At 36.6% G+C, this 22,215-nt stretch carries 21 protein-coding genes and 1 pseudogene; 18 read left to right on the top strand and 4 right to left on the bottom strand.

Translation table 11 applies throughout. The features are described 5' to 3' along the window. Positions 1–56 precede the first annotated feature (56 nt). Positions 57–1,205, bottom strand: a complete 1,149-nt coding sequence (gene dnaN, locus ACEN33_RS05145; RefSeq protein WP_407094686.1) for a DNA polymerase III subunit beta — start codon at positions 1,203–1,205, stop codon at positions 57–59. A 172-nt stretch (positions 1,206–1,377) separates the two neighbouring features. Then, on the bottom strand, positions 1,378–2,715 hold the full coding sequence (dnaA, locus tag ACEN33_RS05140) for a chromosomal replication initiator protein DnaA (protein ID WP_407089865.1): 1,338 nt from the start codon (positions 2,713–2,715) through the stop codon (positions 1,378–1,380). 538 nt (positions 2,716–3,253) lie between these two features. Here dnaA and rpmH point away from each other — a divergent pair. From rpmH to jag, 4 genes are all read left to right on the top strand, one after another. Continuing rightward, positions 3,254–3,391 (top strand): 50S ribosomal protein L34, encoded by a 138-nt coding sequence (gene rpmH, locus ACEN33_RS05135; protein ID WP_138403767.1) that lies wholly within the window; start codon positions 3,254–3,256, stop codon positions 3,389–3,391. A gap of 180 nt (positions 3,392–3,571) precedes the next feature. Then, positions 3,572–3,937, top strand: a complete 366-nt coding sequence (gene rnpA, locus ACEN33_RS05130) for a ribonuclease P protein component (protein WP_218930368.1) — start codon at positions 3,572–3,574, stop codon at positions 3,935–3,937. A gap of 9 nt (positions 3,938–3,946) precedes the next feature. Beyond that, positions 3,947–4,783: a membrane protein insertase YidC gene (yidC, locus tag ACEN33_RS05125; protein WP_407094685.1), complete on the top strand. Its 837-nt coding sequence runs from the start codon at positions 3,947–3,949 to the stop codon at positions 4,781–4,783. A gap of 21 nt (positions 4,784–4,804) precedes the next feature. Next, positions 4,805–5,767, top strand: a complete 963-nt coding sequence (jag, locus tag ACEN33_RS05120) for an RNA-binding cell elongation regulator Jag/EloR (RefSeq protein ID WP_407093784.1) — start codon at positions 4,805–4,807, stop codon at positions 5,765–5,767. A 42-nt stretch (positions 5,768–5,809) separates the two neighbouring features. Here jag and ACEN33_RS05115 read toward each other — a convergent pair whose 3' ends face one another. Continuing rightward, positions 5,810–6,640: a glycosyltransferase family 8 protein gene (locus ACEN33_RS05115; RefSeq protein WP_407094684.1), complete on the bottom strand. Its 831-nt coding sequence runs from the start codon at positions 6,638–6,640 to the stop codon at positions 5,810–5,812. 250 nt (positions 6,641–6,890) lie between these two features. Here ACEN33_RS05115 and ACEN33_RS05110 point away from each other — a divergent pair, with 250 nt between their 5' ends. From ACEN33_RS05110 to ACEN33_RS05055, 12 genes are all read left to right on the top strand, one after another. Continuing rightward, the gene (locus tag ACEN33_RS05110; RefSeq protein WP_407094683.1) at positions 6,891–8,207 is read left to right on the top strand and encodes an ABC transporter substrate-binding protein; all 1,317 of its coding nucleotides are present in this window, start codon (positions 6,891–6,893) and stop codon (positions 8,205–8,207) included. Between the two features lie 80 nt (positions 8,208–8,287). Next, complete coding sequence (locus ACEN33_RS05105; RefSeq protein ID WP_407094682.1) at positions 8,288–9,172, top strand: carbohydrate ABC transporter permease; 885 nt, start codon at positions 8,288–8,290, stop codon at positions 9,170–9,172. Continuing rightward, entirely contained in the window at positions 9,172–10,032 is an 861-nt protein-coding gene (locus ACEN33_RS05100) for a carbohydrate ABC transporter permease (RefSeq protein ID WP_407094681.1), read from the top strand. Before ACEN33_RS05105 ends, ACEN33_RS05100 begins: the two co-directional genes overlap by 1 nt. Positions 10,033–10,056: 24 nt before the next feature. After that, a complete protein-coding gene (locus ACEN33_RS05095; protein WP_407094680.1) occupies positions 10,057–11,187 on the top strand; it encodes an ABC transporter ATP-binding protein in 1,131 nt (376 codons plus the stop codon). 3 nt (positions 11,188–11,190) lie between these two features. Beyond that, on the top strand, positions 11,191–11,925 hold the full coding sequence (locus ACEN33_RS05090) for a glycerophosphodiester phosphodiesterase (RefSeq protein ID WP_138403776.1): 735 nt from the start codon (positions 11,191–11,193) through the stop codon (positions 11,923–11,925). Between the two features lie 138 nt (positions 11,926–12,063). Next, complete coding sequence (locus ACEN33_RS05085; RefSeq protein ID WP_138403777.1) at positions 12,064–12,444, top strand: GntR family transcriptional regulator; 381 nt, start codon at positions 12,064–12,066, stop codon at positions 12,442–12,444. Beyond that, the gene (locus tag ACEN33_RS05080; protein WP_407094679.1) at positions 12,431–13,117 is read left to right on the top strand and encodes an ABC transporter ATP-binding protein; all 687 of its coding nucleotides are present in this window, start codon (positions 12,431–12,433) and stop codon (positions 13,115–13,117) included. The genes ACEN33_RS05085 and ACEN33_RS05080 overlap by 14 nt, the downstream gene beginning before the upstream one ends. Further along, positions 13,117–13,911 (top strand): hypothetical protein, encoded by a 795-nt coding sequence (locus ACEN33_RS05075; protein WP_407094678.1) that lies wholly within the window; start codon positions 13,117–13,119, stop codon positions 13,909–13,911. The genes ACEN33_RS05080 and ACEN33_RS05075 overlap by 1 nt, the downstream gene beginning before the upstream one ends. An 11-nt stretch (positions 13,912–13,922) precedes the next feature. After that, complete coding sequence (locus ACEN33_RS05070) at positions 13,923–15,122, top strand: hypothetical protein (RefSeq protein WP_407094677.1); 1,200 nt, start codon at positions 13,923–13,925, stop codon at positions 15,120–15,122. A 175-nt stretch (positions 15,123–15,297) separates the two neighbouring features. After that, complete coding sequence (gene treP, locus ACEN33_RS05065) at positions 15,298–16,773, top strand: PTS system trehalose-specific EIIBC component (protein WP_407094676.1); 1,476 nt, start codon at positions 15,298–15,300, stop codon at positions 16,771–16,773. Between the two features lie 75 nt (positions 16,774–16,848). Next, complete coding sequence (gene treC, locus ACEN33_RS05060; RefSeq protein ID WP_407094675.1) at positions 16,849–18,507, top strand: alpha,alpha-phosphotrehalase; 1,659 nt, start codon at positions 16,849–16,851, stop codon at positions 18,505–18,507. A 22-nt stretch (positions 18,508–18,529) separates the two neighbouring features. Further along, positions 18,530–19,111 (top strand): sugar O-acetyltransferase, encoded by a 582-nt coding sequence (locus ACEN33_RS05055; protein ID WP_407094674.1) that lies wholly within the window; start codon positions 18,530–18,532, stop codon positions 19,109–19,111. Between the two features lie 434 nt (positions 19,112–19,545). Here ACEN33_RS05055 and ACEN33_RS05050 read toward each other — a convergent pair whose 3' ends face one another. Continuing rightward, positions 19,546–20,112 (bottom strand): NADPH-dependent FMN reductase, encoded by a 567-nt coding sequence (locus tag ACEN33_RS05050; protein ID WP_407094673.1) that lies wholly within the window; start codon positions 20,110–20,112, stop codon positions 19,546–19,548. 197 nt (positions 20,113–20,309) lie between these two features. Here ACEN33_RS05050 and ACEN33_RS05045 point away from each other — a divergent pair, with 197 nt between their 5' ends. Together ACEN33_RS05045 and ACEN33_RS05040 are read left to right on the top strand one after the other, a co-directional pair. Next, positions 20,310–21,608: a GerMN domain-containing protein gene (locus ACEN33_RS05045; RefSeq protein ID WP_407094672.1), complete on the top strand. Its 1,299-nt coding sequence runs from the start codon at positions 20,310–20,312 to the stop codon at positions 21,606–21,608. 180 nt (positions 21,609–21,788) lie between these two features. After that, positions 21,789–22,067 (top strand): annotated as a pseudogene (locus ACEN33_RS05040) (anthrone oxygenase family protein); the annotation flags it as partial. Between the last annotated feature and the right edge of the window lie 148 nt (positions 22,068–22,215).

The raw sequence follows: 22,215 nt of genomic DNA, 5'->3' as shown, positions 1-22,215 counted from the left end.
AACTCCTAATCTTACTAACCGCTTGGGCTAGATAAGACAGGAGTTTCATTTCAATATTAGTGCGTACGAATTGGTGTTAATAATTGCAGTAATTCATTGTTAGGTGTTTCACTTTTCTCAAGAGCCGAAATTAATAAAGGACGGACACTTGAAGTAAAGCCAACATTAATGTCGACACCACTAAATGAGCGTAAAGCATCTTTCATATAATCAGGGTTAAATGAAATTTTAATTGGTTCACCTGTGATTGACTTAGCACTGATTGATTCATTCGCGGAACCTAAACTGCTTCCTTGAACAGATAAATCAATGTTGTCCTCCGTAATGTCTAATTGAACGACGTTATTTTTACCTTGATGTGACATTAGACTTGCACGGTCAATCGCATGTAGGAATTGATCTGCGTTTAAGACAATTTCAGTCGTATGTGATGAAGGTAATAAACGATCTGTATCAGGATAATTCCCTTCAAGTAAACGAGAATAGATTGTTAAATTATCAATTAAAAAGATAACTTGTTGTTCTGTCACAATCATTTCAATCATTTGATCATCTTGAACAATCCGTTCTAATTCATTCAATGTTTTCTTAGGTATTGTGATTGCTTCAAAGTTAGCTTGATCCGTTGTAAATTCAACAGGGATTTGGCGACGACTTAGTCGGTGACTATCTGTAGCAACACCTGTAATGTGACCTTCGTTCATCATTAAGTGAACCCCTGTTAAGACAGGACGGCTTTCTTGATTTGATGCTGAGAAGATTGTTTGACTAATTAATTCTTTAAATAATACCGTTGGTAAGTTGATCTTACGATCGGATTCAATCTCAGGTAAGCGAGGGTATGAGTGTCCATCTGTACCGTTCAATGAGAAAATCGCTTCTCCGGAAGTAGCTGTTAATATGAATTGCTCGTTTGTTTCGATCGTCACTTTAGTTGTAGGTAGTTTTCGTACAATATCATTAAAAATTCTAGCTGTTACAACGATACTACCAGTTTCTTCAATTTCTAAACCTAAAGAATCATCTTGTACTGATAAGAAACTCTCAATAGATATCTCAGCGTCAGAACCAATTAAAGTAATACCTTCTTTTGTCGCTGTAATTTTTATACCAGTTAAAATAGGGATTGTTGCTTTCGAGGGAATTGCTCGAGATACGTCAATTAATTGTGCAGTAAATGCTGCTCTTCCAATAGTAAATTTCATATCGTCACTCCTTATATATATATTATATATTAATAAATAAGTAATAGTAGTAGTAGGGGCTGTTAATTCTGTGCATAATCATCATTGATGCATGAATGTAAGCCAAAATGCTTGTTCGTCAACTTGTGCATAAGTCCAGAGTTCAGTCACAACTTATACACATGTTAATAATTTATCTTTGAAGTCTTTGCTTCAATTGATTGATTTCATTCTTCAATTGAATGTCTGTTTCAATCTCATCTGTGATTTTCTCATAGGCATGAATGACGGTTGTATGATTTTTATTCCCAAAGAATTCTCCGATTTTAGGGAAAGACATTTCCGTTAATTCACGTGTTAGATACATCGCTACTTGGCGCGGGAAGACAATATTTTTAGTTCGTTTTTTACCACGAATGTCTTCAGGGGTGATTTGATAATAGCGACTGACGTAATCAATAACTTCATCAGGTGTTAGAGGCTTCGCTTCGCCTTTATTAATGATATTATGTAAGGCAGAGGCAGCAAGTTCGGTATCAATTTCTTTTCCTTGAATGGCTGCATAAGCAATCACTCGCACTAAAGCACCTTCTAATTCACGAATGTTGGTGTCGACGTTATTGGCGATATACGTTAATGTATCAGGGCTCACATCTAATTGCTCACTAGACGCTTTTTTACGAAGAATCGCAATCCGTGTCTCCAAATCCGGTGGAGTAATGTCCGTGGATAAGCCCCATTTAAAGCGACTTATTAAACGTTCTTCCAAATTTGTAATGTTGTTCGGTAGACGATCACTCGTTAGAACAATTTGCTTATTATTATTATAAAGCTCATTAAATGTATGGAAAAACTCTTCTTGAGTTTTATCTTTCTTAGATAAAAACTGAATGTCATCTATTAATAGAACATCAATTTCACGGTACATACTTCTAAACTCCGCTTGTGACCCATCACGAATCGCTGTAATAAAGTCATTCATGAAAGATTCACTGGTAGAGTATTTTATTCTTGCTGAGGGTTGTTTACGTTTAATCTCATTACCAATTGCTTGCATTAAGTGAGTTTTACCTAAACCAACGCCTCCATATATTAATAGAGGATTGTAGGTTTTACCTGGCGAATCAACGACCGCTAAAGCCGCTCCATTAGCCATCTTATTACCTTCACCGATAACAAATGTCTCAAACACGTAATTTGGGTTTAACTGTGATTCTGAGAATTCACCTGTGTCTTCGACCTCAGGTACGACTTTCTTAGCTTGATTCGATTCACGTTGATCTTCAGGTACGATTACAAAAGTCGGTGTATATTCCAAACCATACACTTCAAGACTAAACTGAATGACGTAACCAGATAGATGTCTTTCCCAATAGTTTTTGGTTAGAGCATTTGGTACAGCTAAAGTGATAGTCTGATCTCCAATTCGAGTTGGATAGACTGGTGCAACCCAATTATCGAATGATTGATCGGACAGGCGTTCACTTATATAGTGCTGGCAATCCCTCCAAAATTTTTCTTTTTCTTCCATTAGATTCAATTCCTCTCAATTACCGAAAACAAATTTCACCATATAATTATAAGTAAAATAATTTTAGCATATTATGAGTTTTCCACAAGCTATAAAAACAAAATTAAGTTATGCACTCATGCACATTTGAGTTATCAACAGGTGAAAAAGAACTGTGCATAAGTGGATTAAAATAGAGTTATCAACACCCAGTTGTGGATAAGTTAGTCTCAATACTTGCCTATCTTATCACATTCTAAAAAGTTATGCACTAAATCTGAGTGAAATTATACACACAATAAACACCTTGTTGATATGTTCATAACTCAAAGAAAAACTTGTGGATAAAAAAATATACATTTTAACTTATGCACAAGGTAAAATTAGTTGTGGATAAGTTTGTTTATAAGTTGCAGTGTGTATGTTAAAATGTATTACGTAAAATAAAAGCAGTTAGAATTTATTTGAAAAAATAATTAATTAATAACTTGACAATCTTCCCTTACTTCTATAAAATATTTGAGTATTGTACACATATTGCATTTAGGAGGTGTATACCATGACAAAAAGAACTTATCAACCAAAGAAACGTAAACGTAGTAGAGTACATGGATTCCGTAAGAGAATGAGTACTAAAAACGGCCGTAATGTTTTAAAAAGACGTCGTCTAAAAGGACGTAAGAAAATATCAGCATAATAATAATGATATTTATTGCAAGCATTCATCTAATTTCGCGAAAAGATCGTTGGATTAGATGAATGCTTGTTTCTTTGTATTAATATAGTTGAAACGACAGAAACCGTTTTTCTTTTAGTAGAAAATTCGCTATAATGAAAGACAGTGAATGTCAAGAATTTAGATGAATGAGGGAAGTTTGTGAGAAAAGAATATCGTGTAAAAAAAGAATATGAGTTTCAACGGGCATTTCGTGAAGGGGAATCCGTAGCCAATCGGCAGTTAGTGCTTTATGTTTATCCGAAACCTGAACAAGCACATTTTCGTGTCGGATTATCGGTTGGTAAGAAGATTGGGAATGCGGTTGAAAGAAATCAAGTTAAGCGTTACATTCGACAAGCTTTGTTAGAATTAGAGCCTGCGATACAATCAGATATCGATTTTCTTTTGATCGCACGAAAAGATATTCAAACAAAGACTTTCCACGAAGTAAAAAGTTCGATTATTCACGTTATGAATATAGCGGGGATTCTTGATAAAAAGAATCCAATAATAAATAAAAAGTAGGAGGCATCAATGAAAAAATATAATAAATGGCTCAAAGTCTTAGTATTACTAGGTTTTGTAGTTTTTCTGACAGCATGTGGTTCCACACAAGAGGCAGTCAATGCTGAAAGTACTGGTTTATGGGATCGTTATATTATTTATAATTTATCTCAACTGATTCTATGGTTATCTAATTTATTTGGTGGTAGCTTTCCTTTAGGTATTGCAGTCTTTACGATAATTATTCGTGCATTATTACTACCATTATTCCAAATGCAAATTAAAACACAGCGCAAAACACAAGAGCTGCAACCGGAATTAGATGCAATTAAAGCTAAATATCCTAACAAGGACCGTGCTTCAATGGAAGCAATGCAAGAAGAGCAACAAGCTTTAATGCAAGACCGCGGTGTAAATCAATTTGCTGGATGTTTACCAATGTTAATTCAACTACCAGTAATGATGGCACTTTATCAAGCAATCTTAAGAACAGAAGAATTACGTCAAGGTAACTTCTTATGGATGAACTTAGGACAACCTGACCCATACTTTGTCTTACCTGTCATTGCTGCTCTATTAACATTTGCAACAACTTACTTCTCAATGAAGAGTAATCCTGTGCAAAATACTATGACGAAAAGTATGACATTTGTTTCACCATTAATGATCTTATTAATTGGTTTCACACTACCAAGTGCCATTGCTTTATACTGGGTAATTTCAAATGCCTTTACACTAGCTCAAACATTTATCTTTAATAATCCATACAAGATTATTGCTGAGCGTGAAGCAAAAGCAGAAGCTGAAAAAGAAAAACAACGAGAATTAAAACGTCAATTACGACGTGCCACTAGTAAAAAGAAATAGAAGTCTCGAAAGGAAGATACGATGTTAGAACACAGTACAACTGTTAGAGCTGAGACGGTTGATAAAGCAATCGAAAAAGGATTAGCCGAACTGAACATCTCACGTTCTGAAGCAGAAATTCATGTTATTAGTGAAGGTAAAAAAGGATTATTTGGTTTTGGTAAGCAAGATGCCATTGTTGAAGTAACAGCGAAAAATGAGTTATCATTATCAGAAATTACTGAACAATTGGAAGAAGAGCAAAAAGTAAAATCAGATACAACAGAGACTCCCGTTGAAGCCGAACCGATGGTTGTTGAAGTTGACGAAGATATTAAAATCACTGAAGTGAAAGAACAACCTAAAGAAAAAGTTGCTCCAAAATCAGAAGTGGTTGAAGCAAAAGCGGTTGAAGAAACTGTGACTGAAGAACCAGTTAAAAAAGAAGTGAAAAAACCTCAACCAAAACCTTCTGTAGAAGCTGAAAAAGAAGTAAAAGCTGAAGCAGTAACTGAATCAAAATCAGATGAAGACGACCAACAAGAGACATTCACAATTGAAGAAGCAAGTCAGAAAGTGGCAGTCTACATTCAAGAAGTGATTCAATCCTACGGTGCGCAAGCTGATGTTGAGTTTGAAATATCACGTTCACAAGTGATGTTTAATATTGAAACGGATAAATCAGGCCTAGTTATTGGTAAGCATGGTAAAATCATTAATTCCCTTCAGATTTTATCGCAAACTTACTTCCAAAGCTTATACCGTCGCCGCACATCTATTCTATTGAATGTGGGTGATTACCGTAATCGTCGCGCAAATGTCCTGAGACAAATTGCTCAACGAACGGCAGATGAAGTATTAGAGACGAAACAAACCGTAATCTTAGATCCTTTACCAGCATATGAACGTAAGCAAATTCACGCACATTTAGCAAGAATTGATCGAATTAAAACACACTCAGAAGGTAAAGAACCAAATCGTTATTTAGTAGTAGAATATAAATAAGTGAATTCACACAAAAAAGCTAGGACTTCGGTCCTAGCTTTTTTATTTGGAGGTGATTTTATTAGTTACACGCTTCATTTGAGAGTAGTAATGCTTGTAAAGTACAGAGAATTTACTTCGTTCACTTTCATTCCAAGGTTTATTTTTACCACAAAAGTGTAAGATAACGGTATTATCCATAATCCAATCATAGGAAATCTCTTTTTGACTCATTATTTCATAAAGAAAAGGTAATCTTGAATCAAAATTATATAATTCATCAGGTAGAGGTAAGATTTGGTCTCCATATAGACCATTTAGTACATCTTGATCGGGCATAAGCAAGAAGTCATGATTTTCCATTATGAAATTATAGATGGTTTCACTTTTCACTTCTTGTCGAATCAAAGTTAAATTCATCAGTAGAACACCGGAATTAAAATAGCTTTTCAATTCACGATTACCTAAGCGTAGATGGTTTATAGTATCCGTTACTTCTAAACGAGTATGGATAGACGCTGCATAGAGATAATCATTAATATTTTGATTATATAACAAGGATAAATCATTAATACACAAAACATCAGCATCTAAATATAGAATCTTATCAAGATCTGAAGGAAGAAATTCATGGGTTAGCAATCTATAATAGATTGATTCGGGCCATCTTTCACTAGCGGGAGCGTTTTGGAATATATTCTTTCCGATAATAATAGGCTTATATTCCATTTGGAGTTGCTGACAAAATTTATGAATTAACTTGTTATCTTTTAATTCTTCTTTTTGAAGTACATAGACAACATACGATTCTTCTTTTGTATTATTTCTAATGGAAAATAAGGTAGTAAGGAGTGGTTCCGTAAAATTATCAGAAATTGAAAATAATAGATTCATCTTAAAAGCCTTCATTTTTACTGTTGAATCGATTATACCAAAATTAGAGCTAGTTGAATATGAAGGAATAGTTATTATAAAGTTCGATACAATAAGATGCCTTAACATTAAATTTACATAAACTTTACATAGAAAGACCAATCTTTACATAATATTTACGTTAAATTAATATCCACTTTATATGATAAAAGTCGGAAATGAATGCAGGGTTGTTGCGTTTCTAAAATTAATTATAAGGAGGAATTGTATCTTGAATACAATTAAAAAAGTTTTTACATTTATTATTTTAGCCATATTATTTGTGGGTAACTTAGGATTAACTGCAACAGGTGTTTATGCTCAGGAGCCTGTTGAATTAGTTTTCTGGCATGGAATGGGTGGTAATGCTGGTGAAGCATTACAAAGATTAGTTGATGAATTCAATGAATCTCAAGATGGTATTATTGTTAACGCTCAATATCAAGGAACTTATGATGAGACATTAACAAAATTACGCTCATCTGCTTCAGGATCTGAAGTTGGAGCTGACATTGTTCAAGTATTCGAATTAGGAACAACATTCATGATTGATTCAGGTTTAACTGTTCCAGTTCAAGAATTCATTGATTCAAGTGGTTATGATATCTCTCAAATCGAACCTAACTTAGCTGCATACTATACAATTGATGGTCAATTAAACTCTATGCCATTCAACTCTTCAACTCCAATAATGTATTATAACGCTGACATTTTTGAAGCAGCAGGTATTGAAGAAGCACCTAGTTCTTTAGCAGAAATCATTGAAATTTCACCACAATTACAAGAAGCTGGAGCAGCAATGCCAATCTCTCTACAAATCTACGGTTGGTATTTAGAACAATGGTTCTCTAAACAAGAAGAAGATATCTATGACAACGGTAATGGACGTGAAGGCGCGCCAACTGAAACTGTATTCGTTGAAAACGGAGCAATGGAAAAAACTATCTCTAAATGGTTAGAAGGTATGGAAGCCGGAGCAATCCCTAACGTAGGACGTACAGGTGGACAACCTGAATTCGTAGCTGGACAATCAGCAATTACAATTGGTTCTACTGCAAGTTTACGTCAAATCTTAACAGAAGTAGACGGACGTTTTGAAGTAGGTACTGCTTACTTCCCAGGTGTTGACGAAGAAGACCAAGGTGGCGTTTCAATCGGTGGAGCTTCATTATGGATGATCGAATCTGTTGACGACGCTAAGAAACAAGCAACTTGGGAATTCATTGAATTCTTAATTTCACCAGAATCACAAGCGAAATGGAACCGTGATACAGGATACTTCCCAATCACAACAGCAACTCACGAAGAGCAAGTATTCTTAGATAACTTAGCTGAGTTCCCGCAATTCCAAACAGCGATTGACCAATTACATGATTCTACACCAGAATCTCAAGGTGCATTATCAGGTGTTAACCAAGAAGCTCGTCAAATCTATGAAACAGAATTAGAAAACGTATTAAATGGCTCATCTGATCCAGCTACAGCAACTCAATCAATGGCTGACCAAGTGAACGCAGCATTAGAAAACTATAACGCTGCTAACCAATAATTGTTTACTATGCGAGAAGCTGGGTATTTACCTTTTTGGTATGCCTAGCTTTTCTTTTATTTAAAGATTAAGGAGAAACTATGGAACAAGCAAAAATCATCAAAGAAGAACGTCCTTTAAAAGATCGCATTAAAGGCTATGCTTATCTTCTTCCAGCAATTATTATTTTGAGTTTATTTATGTTTTGGCCTTTTATCCAAACTATCTATAGAAGTTCGTTCTTAACTAACAATATGGGTGAGAATGCTCAGTTCTTAGGATTAGGTAACTATCAAGAATTATTAACATCAAGTAGTTTCTGGAATAGTGTTCTTGTAACATTACACTTCGTACTGATCGTGGTAGTTGTGGGTGTATCCATTGGATTCTTAACAGCTCTACTTTGTCAGAAGACTTTCCCAGGTATCAAATTCTTTAGTACAAGTTATGCGATGCCAATGGCGATTGCATCTGCAGGGATGGCCATGATTTTCCAAGTCATGTTGAATCCGACGGTAGGGATTGTGAACCGTGTTTTAGGTACTTTTACTAATTATCTAGCAACACCCGATACAGCCTTATTAGCAGTAGGTATCCTAACAGGTTGGTTGAATAGTGGGATGAATTTCTTATATTTTTCATCAGGACTTGCAAGTATTGATGAGTCATTATATGAGAGTGGATCTATTGATGGAGCTAATGGCTTACAAAAATTTTTATTTATCACTTTACCTTCTCTTAAGCCAACTTTATTCTTTGTCATTGTGACGAATGTTATCAATGCTTTCCAAGGTTTCGGACAGATTAATATCTTAACTAAAGGTGGACCGGGTCAATCAACTAACGTAATTGTTTACGATATCTATCGTAATGCCTTCATGAACTATCGTTATGGCTTTGCCTCAGCAGAGTCGGTTATTTTATTCGTTATCGTTATGGTACTCACCATTATCATGTTCCGATTCAAAAAGGGGGCTAATAACTAATGCAAGCTACATCAAATTCTATTGAGAAGAAATATATTCGTCGTCAACGCATAGGACGTATTGCTTTAGTGGGATTAAATATTATCGCGTGGTTATTCACCATGTTCCCATTAATCTATGCTTTCTTAATGGCTATTAAGCCAGCCGGGGAATTATATGATCCTAGTAGTATCCTATTCCCGCAGAATCCGACATTGACTAACTTTGTGGATGTGTTTGATATTGCACCGATTGGTCGTTATATTACTAATTCTTTAATCGTAGCAGTATCCATTACCTTATTACAGATTACGACGTCTGTCTTAGCCGCTTTTGCCTTTAGATTTTTGAAATTCAAAGGAAAAGGCATTGTCTATGGTCTCATCTTATCAACGATGATGATTCCTGGTGAAGCGGTGATTATCTCGCAATTTTTAATGGTTTCTAGCTGGAGAATTACAGATTCGTTAATCGTATTAATTATTCCTTTTGTAGTCTCTGCTTTTAATATTTTCTTATGTGTACAAGCTTTAGAGAATTTCCCGTATGAAGTCTATGAGTCAGCTAAGATTGATGGCTGTAGTGATGTTCGCTTTGCTTTCACTATGGTTCTTCCATTAATTAAACCAACCATTGGTGCGATGGCCGTACAATCCTTCTTATCTGGATGGAATATGTATATGTGGCCACTCTTAGTAACGAATAATGATGCCAACAGAACGGTACAGATTGGTATCTCTATGTTGAACAGTGTCGACTCACAATCAATGGTATTGATGGTTGCCGGAGTTGTTATCTGTATGATTCCAAGTTTAGCCATATTCATTGTCGGACAACGTAATATGGTTAAGGGATTAACTTCTGGAGCTATTAAAGGATAATCATTTTTAAGGAGAAAGTTAATAATGGCAAAATTACAATTAAAAAAAGTAGCTAAAATCTATGAAGATGGCTACAAAGCAGTGAAAAATATTGATCTAGACATAGAAGATAAGGAATTCATCGTCTTAGTAGGTCCTTCAGGATGTGGAAAGTCTACGACTCTTCGTATGATTGCGGGTCTAGAAGGAATCTCTGAAGGCGAGATGTATATTGGTGATACATTAGTCAATAATATTCCTCCTAAAGAGCGCGATATCGCGATGGTATTCCAATCCTATGCTTTATATCCCCATATGACCGTACGTGATAACATTGCCTTTGCCATGCGTATGGCGGGTGTGAATAAGCAAGAACGATATAAGCGTGTTGATGAAGTCGCAAGAATCTTACAATTATCTGAATTATTGCATAAGAAGCCAGGAGTTTTATCAGGGGGTCAACGTCAACGTGTGGCGCTAGGTCGTGCCATGGTTCGTAATCCTAAAGTATTCTTATTAGATGAGCCTTTATCTAACTTAGATGCAAAATTACGTGTCACCATGCGTTCTGAGATTGTCAGCTTACACCGTAAGCTACAAACGACTTTTGTCTATGTAACCCATGACCAGACTGAAGCAATGACAATGGGAACGCGTATTGCGGTGATTAGTGTTGGGAACGTTGAACAATTCGATACACCTGCTAACCTTTACTATAACCCTGACAATGTCTTTGTGGCAGAATTCATCGGAAGCCCACAGATGAATATGTTAGAAGGTAGATTAGTCAAAGAAGCTGGTGATGTCTTCTTCACAGCCACAGATAAAAAAATCTACCTACCTCAAGAATTGGTTGACCGTATTCATGTTGATATTCAAGGTCAAGAAGTCTTACTAGGTATTCGTCCAGAGAATATTCACTATCAAGCTACTGCAGAAGACGAGAATACCGTGACTGTCCTTGCTAAGAATGTAGAACAAATCGGTTCAGATACCTTTGTTTATTTCGACCTAGAATCTGCCAAACGTGAATGTGCAGCCAGATTCAACCCACCACGTATGGTTCCAATTGAGACTGAAGTACACATTTCACTTGATTTAACGAGAGCTTTATTGTTTGATAAAGAGAGCCAACAAACAATTCTTACTGCACGTTCAGTAGAAGGAGTCCTATAAGATATGAGTAAAATAATTGCACACCGTGGTTATAGCGGAAGATTCCCTGAGAACACTTTGCTCGCATTTACTAAAGCTGTAGAATACGGTGCTCAAGGGATTGAATTAGATATTCAATTAACTAAAGATAAAGAAATTGTAATCTGTCATGATGAAAAAATTGATCGTACATCGAATGGCCAAGGCTTCATCGCGAATCTGACTTTAGAAGAATTAAAAACGTATGAATTCCGTAATGGGATGGAAGACTTAGAAGATGAGAGTACGGATAATATTAAGATACCCACTTTAGTTGAGTTTTTAGACTGGTTCCAGACAACCGATATTATGGTTAATATTGAACTGAAGACATCTTACTTTGCTTATGATGAGATGGCAGGCATTACCGTAGACTTAGTGAAAGAACGTGGCTTAGAAGACCGTGTTATCTTCTCTTCTTTCAATCATTTTTCAATTCAAGCGATTAAAGAAATCGATTCGAACATAGCATGTGGTTTCTTAACAGTAGCTAACATATTGAATCCAGGACAATACTGCAAAAAATATGGGGTGGAACATTATCATCCTATGTTCGTCTCAGCTCTTTTGAACCCTGAGATAGTGAAGGAATGTAAAGACCTTAATGTAGGCATTAATGCCTACACAGCCAATGAAAGAGAACATATTCAAGCCTTATTAGACTTAGGCATTGAAGGAATTATTACCAATGAAGTCGAATTAGCCATGACGTTAGTTTAATAGAGTGACTTTCCATATCCTGATAAACTCCTCAAAGGTTTATCAGGATTTTTTGTTGACATCTAACTGTATTACTCATATAATACACTTGTGAATTGTATTAAGTGGATAATACACTTTTAGGGAGGAGGCTAGACCATGGAATTTGATAAGCGGTCCCCCATATATGAGCAATTGAAGCATCATTATAAGCAAATCATTGTGGTGGGAGACTATAAGGCGGGGGATAAGCTCCCTTCGCGTAGAGAGATTGCCCAAGAGTTTAAGATTAACCCTAATACCGTTCAGAGAGCCTTTAAGGAACTTGAAGAGGAGGAGATTATTGTGTCAGAGCCAAATGTACCAAGTACTGTAACGATGAATACAGAAGTGATTGAAAAGTTGAAACAAAGCATGTTACATGATGCGATGGTCCAGTTCTATGATGCGATTCAACCTCTTGGGATTGAAGCCCATGAACTATTAGCCTCTTTAGGGGAATATATTGAGGAAAGGAGTGGTATAGATGATAGAGATTAAAGGAGTAAGTCGGTCTTTCGGTAAGAAAGAGGTATTGAAGGATGTGTCCTTTACTATCAACAAAGGAGAGATTACGTGCTTGATTGGGGAGAATGGGTCAGGAAAGACTACCTTAATGAATCTCTTAATGAAGTTATTGCCTAATGATTCAGGTGAATTCTTAATCGATGGCCAAGCGATTCGCTTCCAAGACTTCAACCGTATCTCCTATATTCCAGATCAGATTATTGTCTTGAAGCATATGACCATTCAACAAGCGCTTGATTTTATGGCAACCTATTACACTTCATTCAATCCTAAACGGGCGGATGAAATGATTGAATTCTTCCATCTGAACCGCCATGATCAGATTAGTCGCTTATCCAAAGGGAATATTGCCAAGGTCAACTTATTATTAGGTCTGTCCTTAGATACAGACTACGTTATTATGGATGAACCTTTCTCTGGTATTGATATTCTTACGCGTGAAGAGATTGCTAGTGTCTTTACTTCTAAGATTATTGAAGGGCGAGGTGTTCTCATATCAACCCACGAGATTAATGATATTGAGATGTTAATTGACAAAGTCGTTATGTTAAAAGATGGCCATGTGGTGAATGAATTCTATCCAGAATCAGTCCGTTTTGAAGAAGGGCATAGTATTGTGGATAAGATGCGGGAGGTGTATAGATAATGAAATTCTTAAACTTATTAACTGATGAGTTGAGACGCGCTCGTATATTCTATGGCCTACTCATGATTAGTGTGCTTTTAGTCCAAGCTTTCAATATCGGTAATATGATAATAAGAAACCGTCAGACTGTTCGTGAAGGTCATCCTGTAGCACTTTATTTAACAGATTTTTTTGATTCATCTGGTTTATATCCGATGGTTATTGGAGGAGCAGCCTTTGCTTTAATCTTATATGCTGTTTTTATCTGGTTACGTGAATGGTATTTTCAAGGAAATTATATGTACCGCTTACTTATCTTACCTGGGAACCGAGCACCGATTGCTTTTGCTAAAGTAGCAACCATATTACTGCTGATGTCGGGCCTACTCTTGTTACAGTTAGGGATTTTCTATGTAACCCATTGGATTCTTCAGATGGTGTTCCAAGATAATTACTTAGGATTAGGGGTTCTTCTTCAGATAGCTCAACAATTTACTATAAGTTATATCTTATTTCCGCTTCATCCTTTGACAGCCCTATTCAACTATGGCTTTGGGATTTGTTTCTTATTAGTCTTGATGAATAACTGTATCTTGATCTTTAGTTATAAAGGTCATGGATTACTTAAGACAATAGGTCTGACTTTGGTCTATGATGTAATCATGTTAGCTTTATTGATAGGATTCTTCCTATCGATTCGCAATCCATTGACTACTACAGAAGTGACAACAATGGTTATCGTATTCCTAGTCGGCTATCTAATCATCCATAGTGGATGGATGTATTGGTTCATGAATTATTACATTAGTATATAGGAGGGTTGAATATGAAAAGAAATGCCTTAACTCTATCTTGGATTATTCTTATGGTCCTTGTAGTGATAGTAATATGGGTTAGTCAGACCCAGGTCAATCCAATCCAAGTCCAGTCTCAAGATGAAGATATCAATTGGGCGGACTTAGAATTTGTATTGAAGGACAAAGACAAAGAAGTTAGTTATGTTGCTTTCATGGAGCAAGATGGCAAGTTCACTCACCTCATCAATGATTACAATTCTTCACAGTCATTAATGCAATCTGTCTATGATGAAGTGTATTCAGCATTTCCATTAACGAATAGACCTAATCTGCGTGAATATGGGGTAGTTAATCCGAATAGTTCCATTCAATTATGGTATCAAAGTTCCTACCTGAGAGATCAAGATGATGATAGCTTAATCTTCGATTATAAGATCGTGGATAAGGACGCTTCGGTTTTCACTGAAGGGAGTTATGACTTAGGAGAAGATAAGGATTCTAACTATTCAGTTATTAGCTATGCTGAAGATGATTCCAACTATTATCTATTGTTGACAATCGATGGTATGGAACGGAATCCTACCCATACGACTCAATTAACTATCAATAAAGAGACCGCTGAGGTAGTGAATGAAGAGAGTATTGAGGAAGACTTAACGGACTATTATGCGCTATCGAATGCAGGTTATCAATTAGATCAACCTCATTTCCATCTCATACTGAAAAGCCACGTTAATCCAGATTCCTTGTCAGTTAATCATAGCCAACTCTCTTCTTATAACAATTATGAAGTGGCAGTCATTGATCCCATTACCCTTGAGGTGAATGATATTGTCGTAAGTAATTCTGAGTCCACGGATGATGAAGAATTTTATGGTGAAACGAACTTGGTCATGGTTAGGGAAAATCATTTGTATTACTTGAAGATTGATACGGCACATACTGAAGGGGTCGAGGATCCTTCTAGTCTTATGACTATGTATGAATATGATTTTGATGGGGAGGATTTCGAAGAACTTTGGAATAGAGAGTTTTTGGACTTCAAAGGAATCGCCTATACTTTACAAAATAGTCAATTGTACATGAGTATGATTGAAGATGAGAAGCAAGTTCGAGTAGAACATGTCGATATCTTAAGTGGAGAGACAGATGGGGAGAAGATTTATACCATTAAAGGAAGCTCACAATATCAATTCCTATCTACAAACTTTGTAAATCGTCAATACTAAGAATTTTCTGCAAATGCCTTAGGTGTTTGCAGTTTTTTGTGTTACATCTCAATTATTACAGATTCTTTACAAAAAATTCGAAAATACGACACATATAAGTTGCAAGTCAAACGCTTTCACTATATAATAAAGGGGTCAGGTAAAGTTGTATAGACAAGTAAAAAGGAGGAACACTATGGCAAATTTCGAACAAGATGCTAGAGCTCTGTTAGAACACATTGGTGGAGCAGAGAATATTAATGCTGCAACGCATTGTGCTACACGGATGCGTTTTGCATTAAAGGATCCAAGTGAAGCGGATATTCAAGCAATTGAGGCAATACCATCTGTCAAGGGGAGTTTTACGCAAGCAGGTCAATTTCAAGTCATTATTGGTAATAACGTATCTGAATTTTATAAAGAATTTGCGGCGATTTCTGGTGTTTCAGAAGCTTCAAAAGCGGATGTAAAGCAAGCCTCTGAAGCGAATCAATCGTGGTGGCAAAAGGCAATGACGTTCTTAGCTGAGATCTTCGCACCAATTATTCCAGCGATTATTGTAGGGGGACTTATCTTAGGTTTTCGTAATATCTTGGAGGGTGTAGCTTGGGAAGGGTTAGGCGGTCAAACGATTGCTGAGTCTTCTGTATTCTGGAATGGAATTAATCATTTTCTATGGTTACCAGGGGAAGCAATCTTCCATTTCTTACCAGTAGGTATTACATGGGCCGTAACACGTAAGATGGGAACAACTCAGATTTTAGGGATTGTCCTGGGTCTGACTTTAGTTTCACCCCAATTATTGAATGCTTATGGTGCTGCGGAGGCATTAGCATCGGGAGAAGTACCTCAGTGGGACTTTGGTTTTATTCAGTTAGATATGATTGGATATCAAGCTCAAGTAGTTCCAGCAATGTTAGCTGGATTGGCGTTAGGTTATTTAGAGAAATTCTGGCGTCGTGTTGTTCCAGAAATGGTATCAATGATTTTTGTTCCATTCCTATCACTATTACCAGCAGTTATTCTTGCGCATACGGTGCTTGGACCAATTGGTTGGTGGATTGGTGATGGCATCTCAACGATTGTATTAGCAGGACTATCTGGTCCATTAAAGTCTTTATTTGGTTTCTTATTTGGTGCTTTATACTCTCCATTAGTTATTACTGGCTTGCATCACATGTCTAATGCCATTGACTCGCAATTGATTGCTGATACAGGAACAACGGGCTTATGGCCGATGATTGCCTTATCTAATATTGCGCAAGGGTCTGCTGTAATGGCAGTTTGGTGGTTAACGCGAAAAGATGTTGATGAGTCTCAAATTACCATTCCTTCAGCTGTATCAGCTTATCTTGGTGTTACAGAGCCGGCAATGTTTGGGGTAACTTTAAAATATGTTTACCCATTTGTTGCTGCGATGGTTGGATCAGGTATTGCAGGGTTTATCTCGACGACATTTAATGTTCAATCGAATGCAATTGGCGTAGGGGGCTTACCGGGATTCCTAGTTATCCATATTGATTCACAAATGTGGTTCTGGATTGCTATGGCAGTGGCTTTAGTTGTGCCGTTTATCTTAACGCTAGTCTTCCACAAAGTTGGTTTCTTAACAGATGCGGGATTAAACTTCGATATCCCATTCTTTAACAGCAAATCTGAGAAGGAAGCATAAGCAAGTTTATATATACAATAGAAGCAGCAAGTTAATCCTAACTTGCTGCTCTTTTATTACAGGAGGAACTTAAGAATGAAATTATCAAAACGTGTAATGTATCAAATCTATCCAAAATCATTTCAAGATACAACGGGTGATGGTTATGGAGATTTACAAGGAATAATAAAAAGATTAGATTACTTAAAAGAGCTTGGTATTGATATGATTTGGTCAAGTCCATTCTATCCTTCACCGCAATATGACAATGGTTATGATGTGAGTGATTATACGGGAATCAATCCAGATTACGGGACAATGGAAGACTTCGATGAGTTAATGGAAGAGCTTCAAAAGCGTGGGATTGATTTAATGATGGATATGGTATTTAACCATGTATCAACGGAACATGAGTGGTTCCAAAAAGCTTTAGCAGGGGATCAATATTATCAAGATTTCTTCTACTTAGAACCAGCTAAAGAAGACGGATCGTTGCCAACCAATTGGGATTCTAAATTTGGTGGACCGGCTTGGGAGAAATTCGGCGATACTGATTTATATTATTTACACTTATATGACGTGCACCAAGCAGATTTAAATTGGTATAATCCAAATGTGCGTGAAGAATTGCAGAAAGTCTTAAACTTTTGGTTAGACAAAGGGGTCAAAGGCTTCCGGTTTGATGTACTCAATGTGATTGGGAAAGAATTACCTTTTGTTGATAGTGAAGAACCAGGTTCAGCTCAAGAAAAGTCATTGTATACCGATACACCAATCGTTCATCAGTGGGTAAAAGAATTAAATAAAGCCTCTTTTGGGACACGTGAAGATATTGTCACTGTCGGGGAAATGTCATCGACAAACATACCCAATGGTGTTCGTTACACGAATCCGGCTGAAGAAGAGTTAAGTATGATATTTAATTTCCATCATTTAAAAGTGGATTATGAAAATGGGGAGAAATGGAGCAATCCTGACTTTGATTTTCTTGAGTTAAAACGAATTTTAGATGAATGGCAAACAGGAATGTCAGATGGTGACGGATGGAATGCTTTATTCTTAAGTAATCATGACCAACCACGTGCGAATAGCCGCTTCGGAGATGTTGAGAACTATCCGATTGAAACAGCGACGATGTTAGCTCAAACTATTCAATTTCTACGCGGGACGCCTTATATTTATCAAGGTGAAGAGATTGGAATGACCAATCCTAATTATACGTCGATTGAAGAATACAATGATATTGAAACGCATAACAATTACCAAATTCTCTTAGATAAAGGTGTTTCAGAAGAGGAAGCTCTTGAGATTATTCAAGCGAAATCACGTGATAACGGTCGTACACCCGTTCAATGGGATGACAGTGATCACGCAGGGTTTACAACTGGCGATCCTTGGTTAAATGTCGCACCGAATTATAAAGAAGTGAATGCCACTAATGAATTAGCGAATGGCCAAATCTTTTCATATTATCAAGAGTTAATTAAACTACGTCGTGAATACGATGTGATAAGTGATGGGACTTACCGTGGGTTATTATTAAATCACCCAGAAGTAATGGCTTATGTGCGTGAATTAGAAGATGAGAAGTTATTAGTCCTCAGTCATTTCTATCCAAGCGAAGTTACAGTAACTTTACCAGATGAATTCAAAGGCTTATCAGCTAAGAAACTGATTGGTAATGGCGCTTTAGAGGTAATGTCTGATTCAATCACGTTGAAAGCCTACGAGACTGTGGCATTTTTAATAAAATAATAGACAAATGTGAGGGGAAACTATGATAGAACGTGAAAAGATGCTAAATGGCGAGTGGTATGACGCGAATTATGACGAAGGACTTGTGGAAGAACGTAGAATTGCGCAAGACTTGTGTTTTCAATTTAATCAAACGTCACCTTTAGAAGAAGAAAAGCGACAAGACATTCAAGAAAAATTATTTCAGCAAAAGTTAGACAACGTTGGAATCTCTAGTCCATTAACTTGTGATTATGGGTCACTTACCCAATTTGGGCATGACGTATTTGTTAATAGTAATGTTTACTTCATGGATGGTGGTGGCATTACAATTGGAAATAATGTCTTTATCGGTCCTAACACTGGTTTCTATACAGCTGCTCATCCATTGGATTATCCAAGTCGTAATATTGGGCTTGAGAAAGCTTCGCCGATTGTCGTCGGAAATAATGTTTGGATTGGAGCCCATGTTGCTATTATGCCAGGAGTAGAGATTGGTGACGGGTGTGTGATTGGAGCTGGAAGTGTTGTGACACGTGATATTCCAGCTAATTCATTAGTTATGGGTTCGCCTGCGCGCATTGTTAGAGAAATCGATCAAACAGATCAAATAAAAGATAAATAAAGCTGTGAGATAAGAGCGAAGCACTGTCATAGGTTGATTCGCTCTTATTTTATGTTTATTACTACAGATAATAAGCTGTTTCACTTTTTATTATAACTGTTATAGTTTATTCTTTGGAAACTTAATGAAAGCATATTTTTATTGATATTTTTTAAATTAAAACTGTTGCAAATAGTTATGAAGGGTGTTATCATATTCGTAATGAGACATAGCCAATGTGTCTCAGAATAAACAGCATATACTTTTCCTTAAGGAACCATTCCCTTATAACAGATATATCGATAACGAGTCTGTTCAAATATTAGAAGCCCCCCAAACCTCTCATATTTTATACAAATATCGTTATCCATCTACCACAGAACTTCTAAGAGTTCTGTTTTTTTATTCCACAAAAAAAGCTGTTAACTTAGAGTTAGACAGCTTTTTCTATATAATTATTTATTACGTACTGTTTGTAAAGCTTCTGACCAGCTAACAACATCGTTTAACATATTATTTATCGAATCTGTATGGTAATCAGCAGGTTTAAACGTGCTCATTTGTTCGAAGTCGGTGTTCATACTGAATGTTACTTGAGGACCAACAACAGCAACTTTTAAGTTACCTAACATTGGACGCATCATCACACTTGCGCTAATTCCTAATTGTCCACCGTATGACACAATTCCAGCTGCTTTGTGGAAGAATTCACTTGCTAAGTAATCAATCGCATCTTTTAAGCCACCCGTTACAGCTTTATTGTATTCTGGTGTAACAAAGATAAAGCCATCTAATTCTTTCACTTTATCAGACCATCTCTTAACGTTAGGATTTGGACGATCATCTGTTGCAATAGGAGGAATAACCTCGTCAAAGCGTGGAAGATCAAACTCTTTAATATCCACTAATTCGAATTCTGCGTTATTATTCTGCGCTTTCGCAAACTCTAAAATCCATTCTGCCACTTGTAAATTAACACGTGAGTTACGTGTACTACCTGTAATAATACCAATTTTAACCATATGATAGCCTCCTAATAATTTTAATAACCTAATAATTCTAGCTTAAGTATGAGATTTTTACAAACGAATATGTTAATAAATGAATATAAACTTTATTACTATAAAATTATCTAGTAAATTCCTCACAACACTCTACTCAACGAAGAAGACTATGCTATAATGAAATTAATATTTTGAGGAGACGAATGTGAATACTTATGAAATTAAAACAACTTATTTTAAGCTCACTCGCTTTCTTGCTCGTCGGATGTGCAAGTGAACCAATGATTACCTTAAGCGAAGAGAACCAAAGTATTATTGAAGAGAAACGTCAAAGTCTAGAAGGCAACCAAACAGAAGATGAAAGTGCAGAAGGTGAGGACACTCAAAGCCAAGAACCTGATGAAGCAAGTAACAGTCAGATCCTAACAAGCTTCGATACGAGTGATTGGGTAGCTTTAGAAGACGCCGTTCAGTTAAATATTGAAGATTACTTACCAAACGTTATGTATCAAATTAAGCAATATAGTAATGGGGAGACGTCACGTGTTGACTACCCTGACTTCGTGGACCAAACATTGAACATGATGCAAGTGGAGACGCGGATAACAGATCAAGCGCCCATCGTGAATATCTTTAGTTGGGGAAATTCACAAATCACTCGCCTAGAAGAAAGTTCAGAATTAAATCCATATGTGAACCATCTAACAGGGATGGCTAACCAAGCGACTCAGGAATCTGAACTCTTGCTACAAGCACCCCTGCAAGTTGGTACAAGTTGGCAACGTGATGCAACGACAACAAGTGAGATTACTGCGATCTATAGCCAAGCAACGATAAGAGATCTGGAGTTAGAGAATGTGATTGAAGTTACTTCAACACTTGAATCAGGTACTTTAGTCGAATATTATGCACAAAATGAAGGTGTCGTAGCGACCGTCGAAGCAGACGAAGCAGGTACGGTGACGCAAGTATGGCAAGCACAAGCAATCTATCATGAGAACCGTATTATCAATAATGTTGAAGTGATGTTGCCGACAACGGATGATGCGATGGTTGAGCCTGGGCAAGCAGCATTCTCGTGGCAAACGAACGGGAATTTCGCAAGTGCTTTTGATAGTATGTTTAAAGAGATGGGCATTTTAGATGATACGATTACAGTCCAAGCGGTCACTTTAAATGAAGGAGTTGTCATCATTGACTTCTCACCTGGGGTAGTAGCTGTATTGAATAGTCATGAAGCTTCAGAACAAGCAGTGATTGCTTCAATTGTAACGACATTAGGGAATTTCTTTAATACGGATCAAGTACGTTTAACAGTGAATAATAGTGGTATGTTACCAGATACGCTTGAATACCCTACGAATGGTATCTATCAAGTGAGTACAATAACGACTCCTTTAGAGACAGTCGATGCTTCAGTTGAATCAAGTGAGTCAACATTGAACGCTTCGTCAATGGATGAATCTGCAACTACAGATGAAAGTCAAACAACAACCGGTTCAGAATCACTTTAACAGTGGGTAGTAGCAAATGAGGTCTAACATAACCGTTATTATGTTTACTCAATTTAACACAACGATCAATGGATTGTATTTTACTTTTTCTAATACTATTCTGCCTGTGTTAAAGCAGGAAGAGGATGCTCGTATTGGTATTCGAATAATGAATCGAATCAATAATTTAATACAGAACAGTCTGTTTTTCCTGTTGTTCTTTGGATCTCCTTTACTAGCGGTCGCATGGTTTTGATGAATATAAATTCTACCTTGTTTGGGCTGGGTAGTTTACTACATATTATCGGAAGCTTTTTAGAAACCATTGTGAAAAATGTTCCCTGGAACAATCGACTGAAGAATGAGGCGAATGAGACCAGTTGGCAAGAATTTGTTAGTGAGTGGACTCGCTGGAATACGATTCGAGCTATTATGGGTTTGCTAGCTTCAACAATTATTTTGCTTGAATTACTCTATTAAAAAAGTGGGTTTGGAAATTTTGGTTCTTGAATTTTTGGTGTTGGTGAGAGAAATCTCACTGACACCTTTTTTTGTATGTACACAAAAGCCAGTGAATTCCTATATAATAAAGTTACCATACATTACTAAAAGGAGAATTCACTTGGCT

The organism is Ruoffia sp. FAM 24228, assembly GCF_045528575.1.
Taxonomy (GTDB): domain Bacteria; phylum Bacillota; class Bacilli; order Lactobacillales; family Aerococcaceae; genus Ruoffia; species Ruoffia halotolerans.
Note: the sequence above shows the minus strand (reverse complement) of the source record. Positions and strands in the feature narration are given on the sequence as shown.

Excerpts from the sequence above, each read along its gene's own strand:
- dnaN (WP_407094686.1), bottom strand. The coding sequence starts at position 1,205 with ATGAAATTTACTATTGGAAGAGCAGCATTTACTGCACAATTAATTGAC.
- dnaA (WP_407089865.1), bottom strand. The coding sequence starts at position 2,715 with ATGGAAGAAAAAGAAAAATTTTGGAGGGATTGCCAGCACTATATAAGT.
- rpmH (WP_138403767.1), top strand. The coding sequence starts at position 3,254 with ATGACAAAAAGAACTTATCAACCAAAGAAACGTAAACGTAGTAGAGTA.
- yidC (WP_407094685.1), top strand. The coding sequence starts at position 3,947 with ATGAAAAAATATAATAAATGGCTCAAAGTCTTAGTATTACTAGGTTTT.
- jag (WP_407093784.1), top strand. The coding sequence starts at position 4,805 with ATGTTAGAACACAGTACAACTGTTAGAGCTGAGACGGTTGATAAAGCA.
- ACEN33_RS05115 (WP_407094684.1), bottom strand. The coding sequence starts at position 6,640 with ATGAATCTATTATTTTCAATTTCTGATAATTTTACGGAACCACTCCTT.
- ACEN33_RS05105 (WP_407094682.1), top strand. The coding sequence starts at position 8,288 with ATGGAACAAGCAAAAATCATCAAAGAAGAACGTCCTTTAAAAGATCGC.
- ACEN33_RS05100 (WP_407094681.1), top strand. The coding sequence starts at position 9,172 with ATGCAAGCTACATCAAATTCTATTGAGAAGAAATATATTCGTCGTCAA.
- ACEN33_RS05095 (WP_407094680.1), top strand. The coding sequence starts at position 10,057 with ATGGCAAAATTACAATTAAAAAAAGTAGCTAAAATCTATGAAGATGGC.
- ACEN33_RS05090 (WP_138403776.1), top strand. The coding sequence starts at position 11,191 with ATGAGTAAAATAATTGCACACCGTGGTTATAGCGGAAGATTCCCTGAG.
- ACEN33_RS05085 (WP_138403777.1), top strand. The coding sequence starts at position 12,064 with ATGGAATTTGATAAGCGGTCCCCCATATATGAGCAATTGAAGCATCAT.
- ACEN33_RS05080 (WP_407094679.1), top strand. The coding sequence starts at position 12,431 with ATGATAGAGATTAAAGGAGTAAGTCGGTCTTTCGGTAAGAAAGAGGTA.
- ACEN33_RS05075 (WP_407094678.1), top strand. The coding sequence starts at position 13,117 with ATGAAATTCTTAAACTTATTAACTGATGAGTTGAGACGCGCTCGTATA.
- ACEN33_RS05070 (WP_407094677.1), top strand. The coding sequence starts at position 13,923 with ATGAAAAGAAATGCCTTAACTCTATCTTGGATTATTCTTATGGTCCTT.
- treP (WP_407094676.1), top strand. The coding sequence starts at position 15,298 with ATGGCAAATTTCGAACAAGATGCTAGAGCTCTGTTAGAACACATTGGT.
- treC (WP_407094675.1), top strand. The coding sequence starts at position 16,849 with ATGAAATTATCAAAACGTGTAATGTATCAAATCTATCCAAAATCATTT.
- ACEN33_RS05055 (WP_407094674.1), top strand. The coding sequence starts at position 18,530 with ATGATAGAACGTGAAAAGATGCTAAATGGCGAGTGGTATGACGCGAAT.
- ACEN33_RS05050 (WP_407094673.1), bottom strand. The coding sequence starts at position 20,112 with ATGGTTAAAATTGGTATTATTACAGGTAGTACACGTAACTCACGTGTT.
- ACEN33_RS05045 (WP_407094672.1), top strand. The coding sequence starts at position 20,310 with ATGAAATTAAAACAACTTATTTTAAGCTCACTCGCTTTCTTGCTCGTC.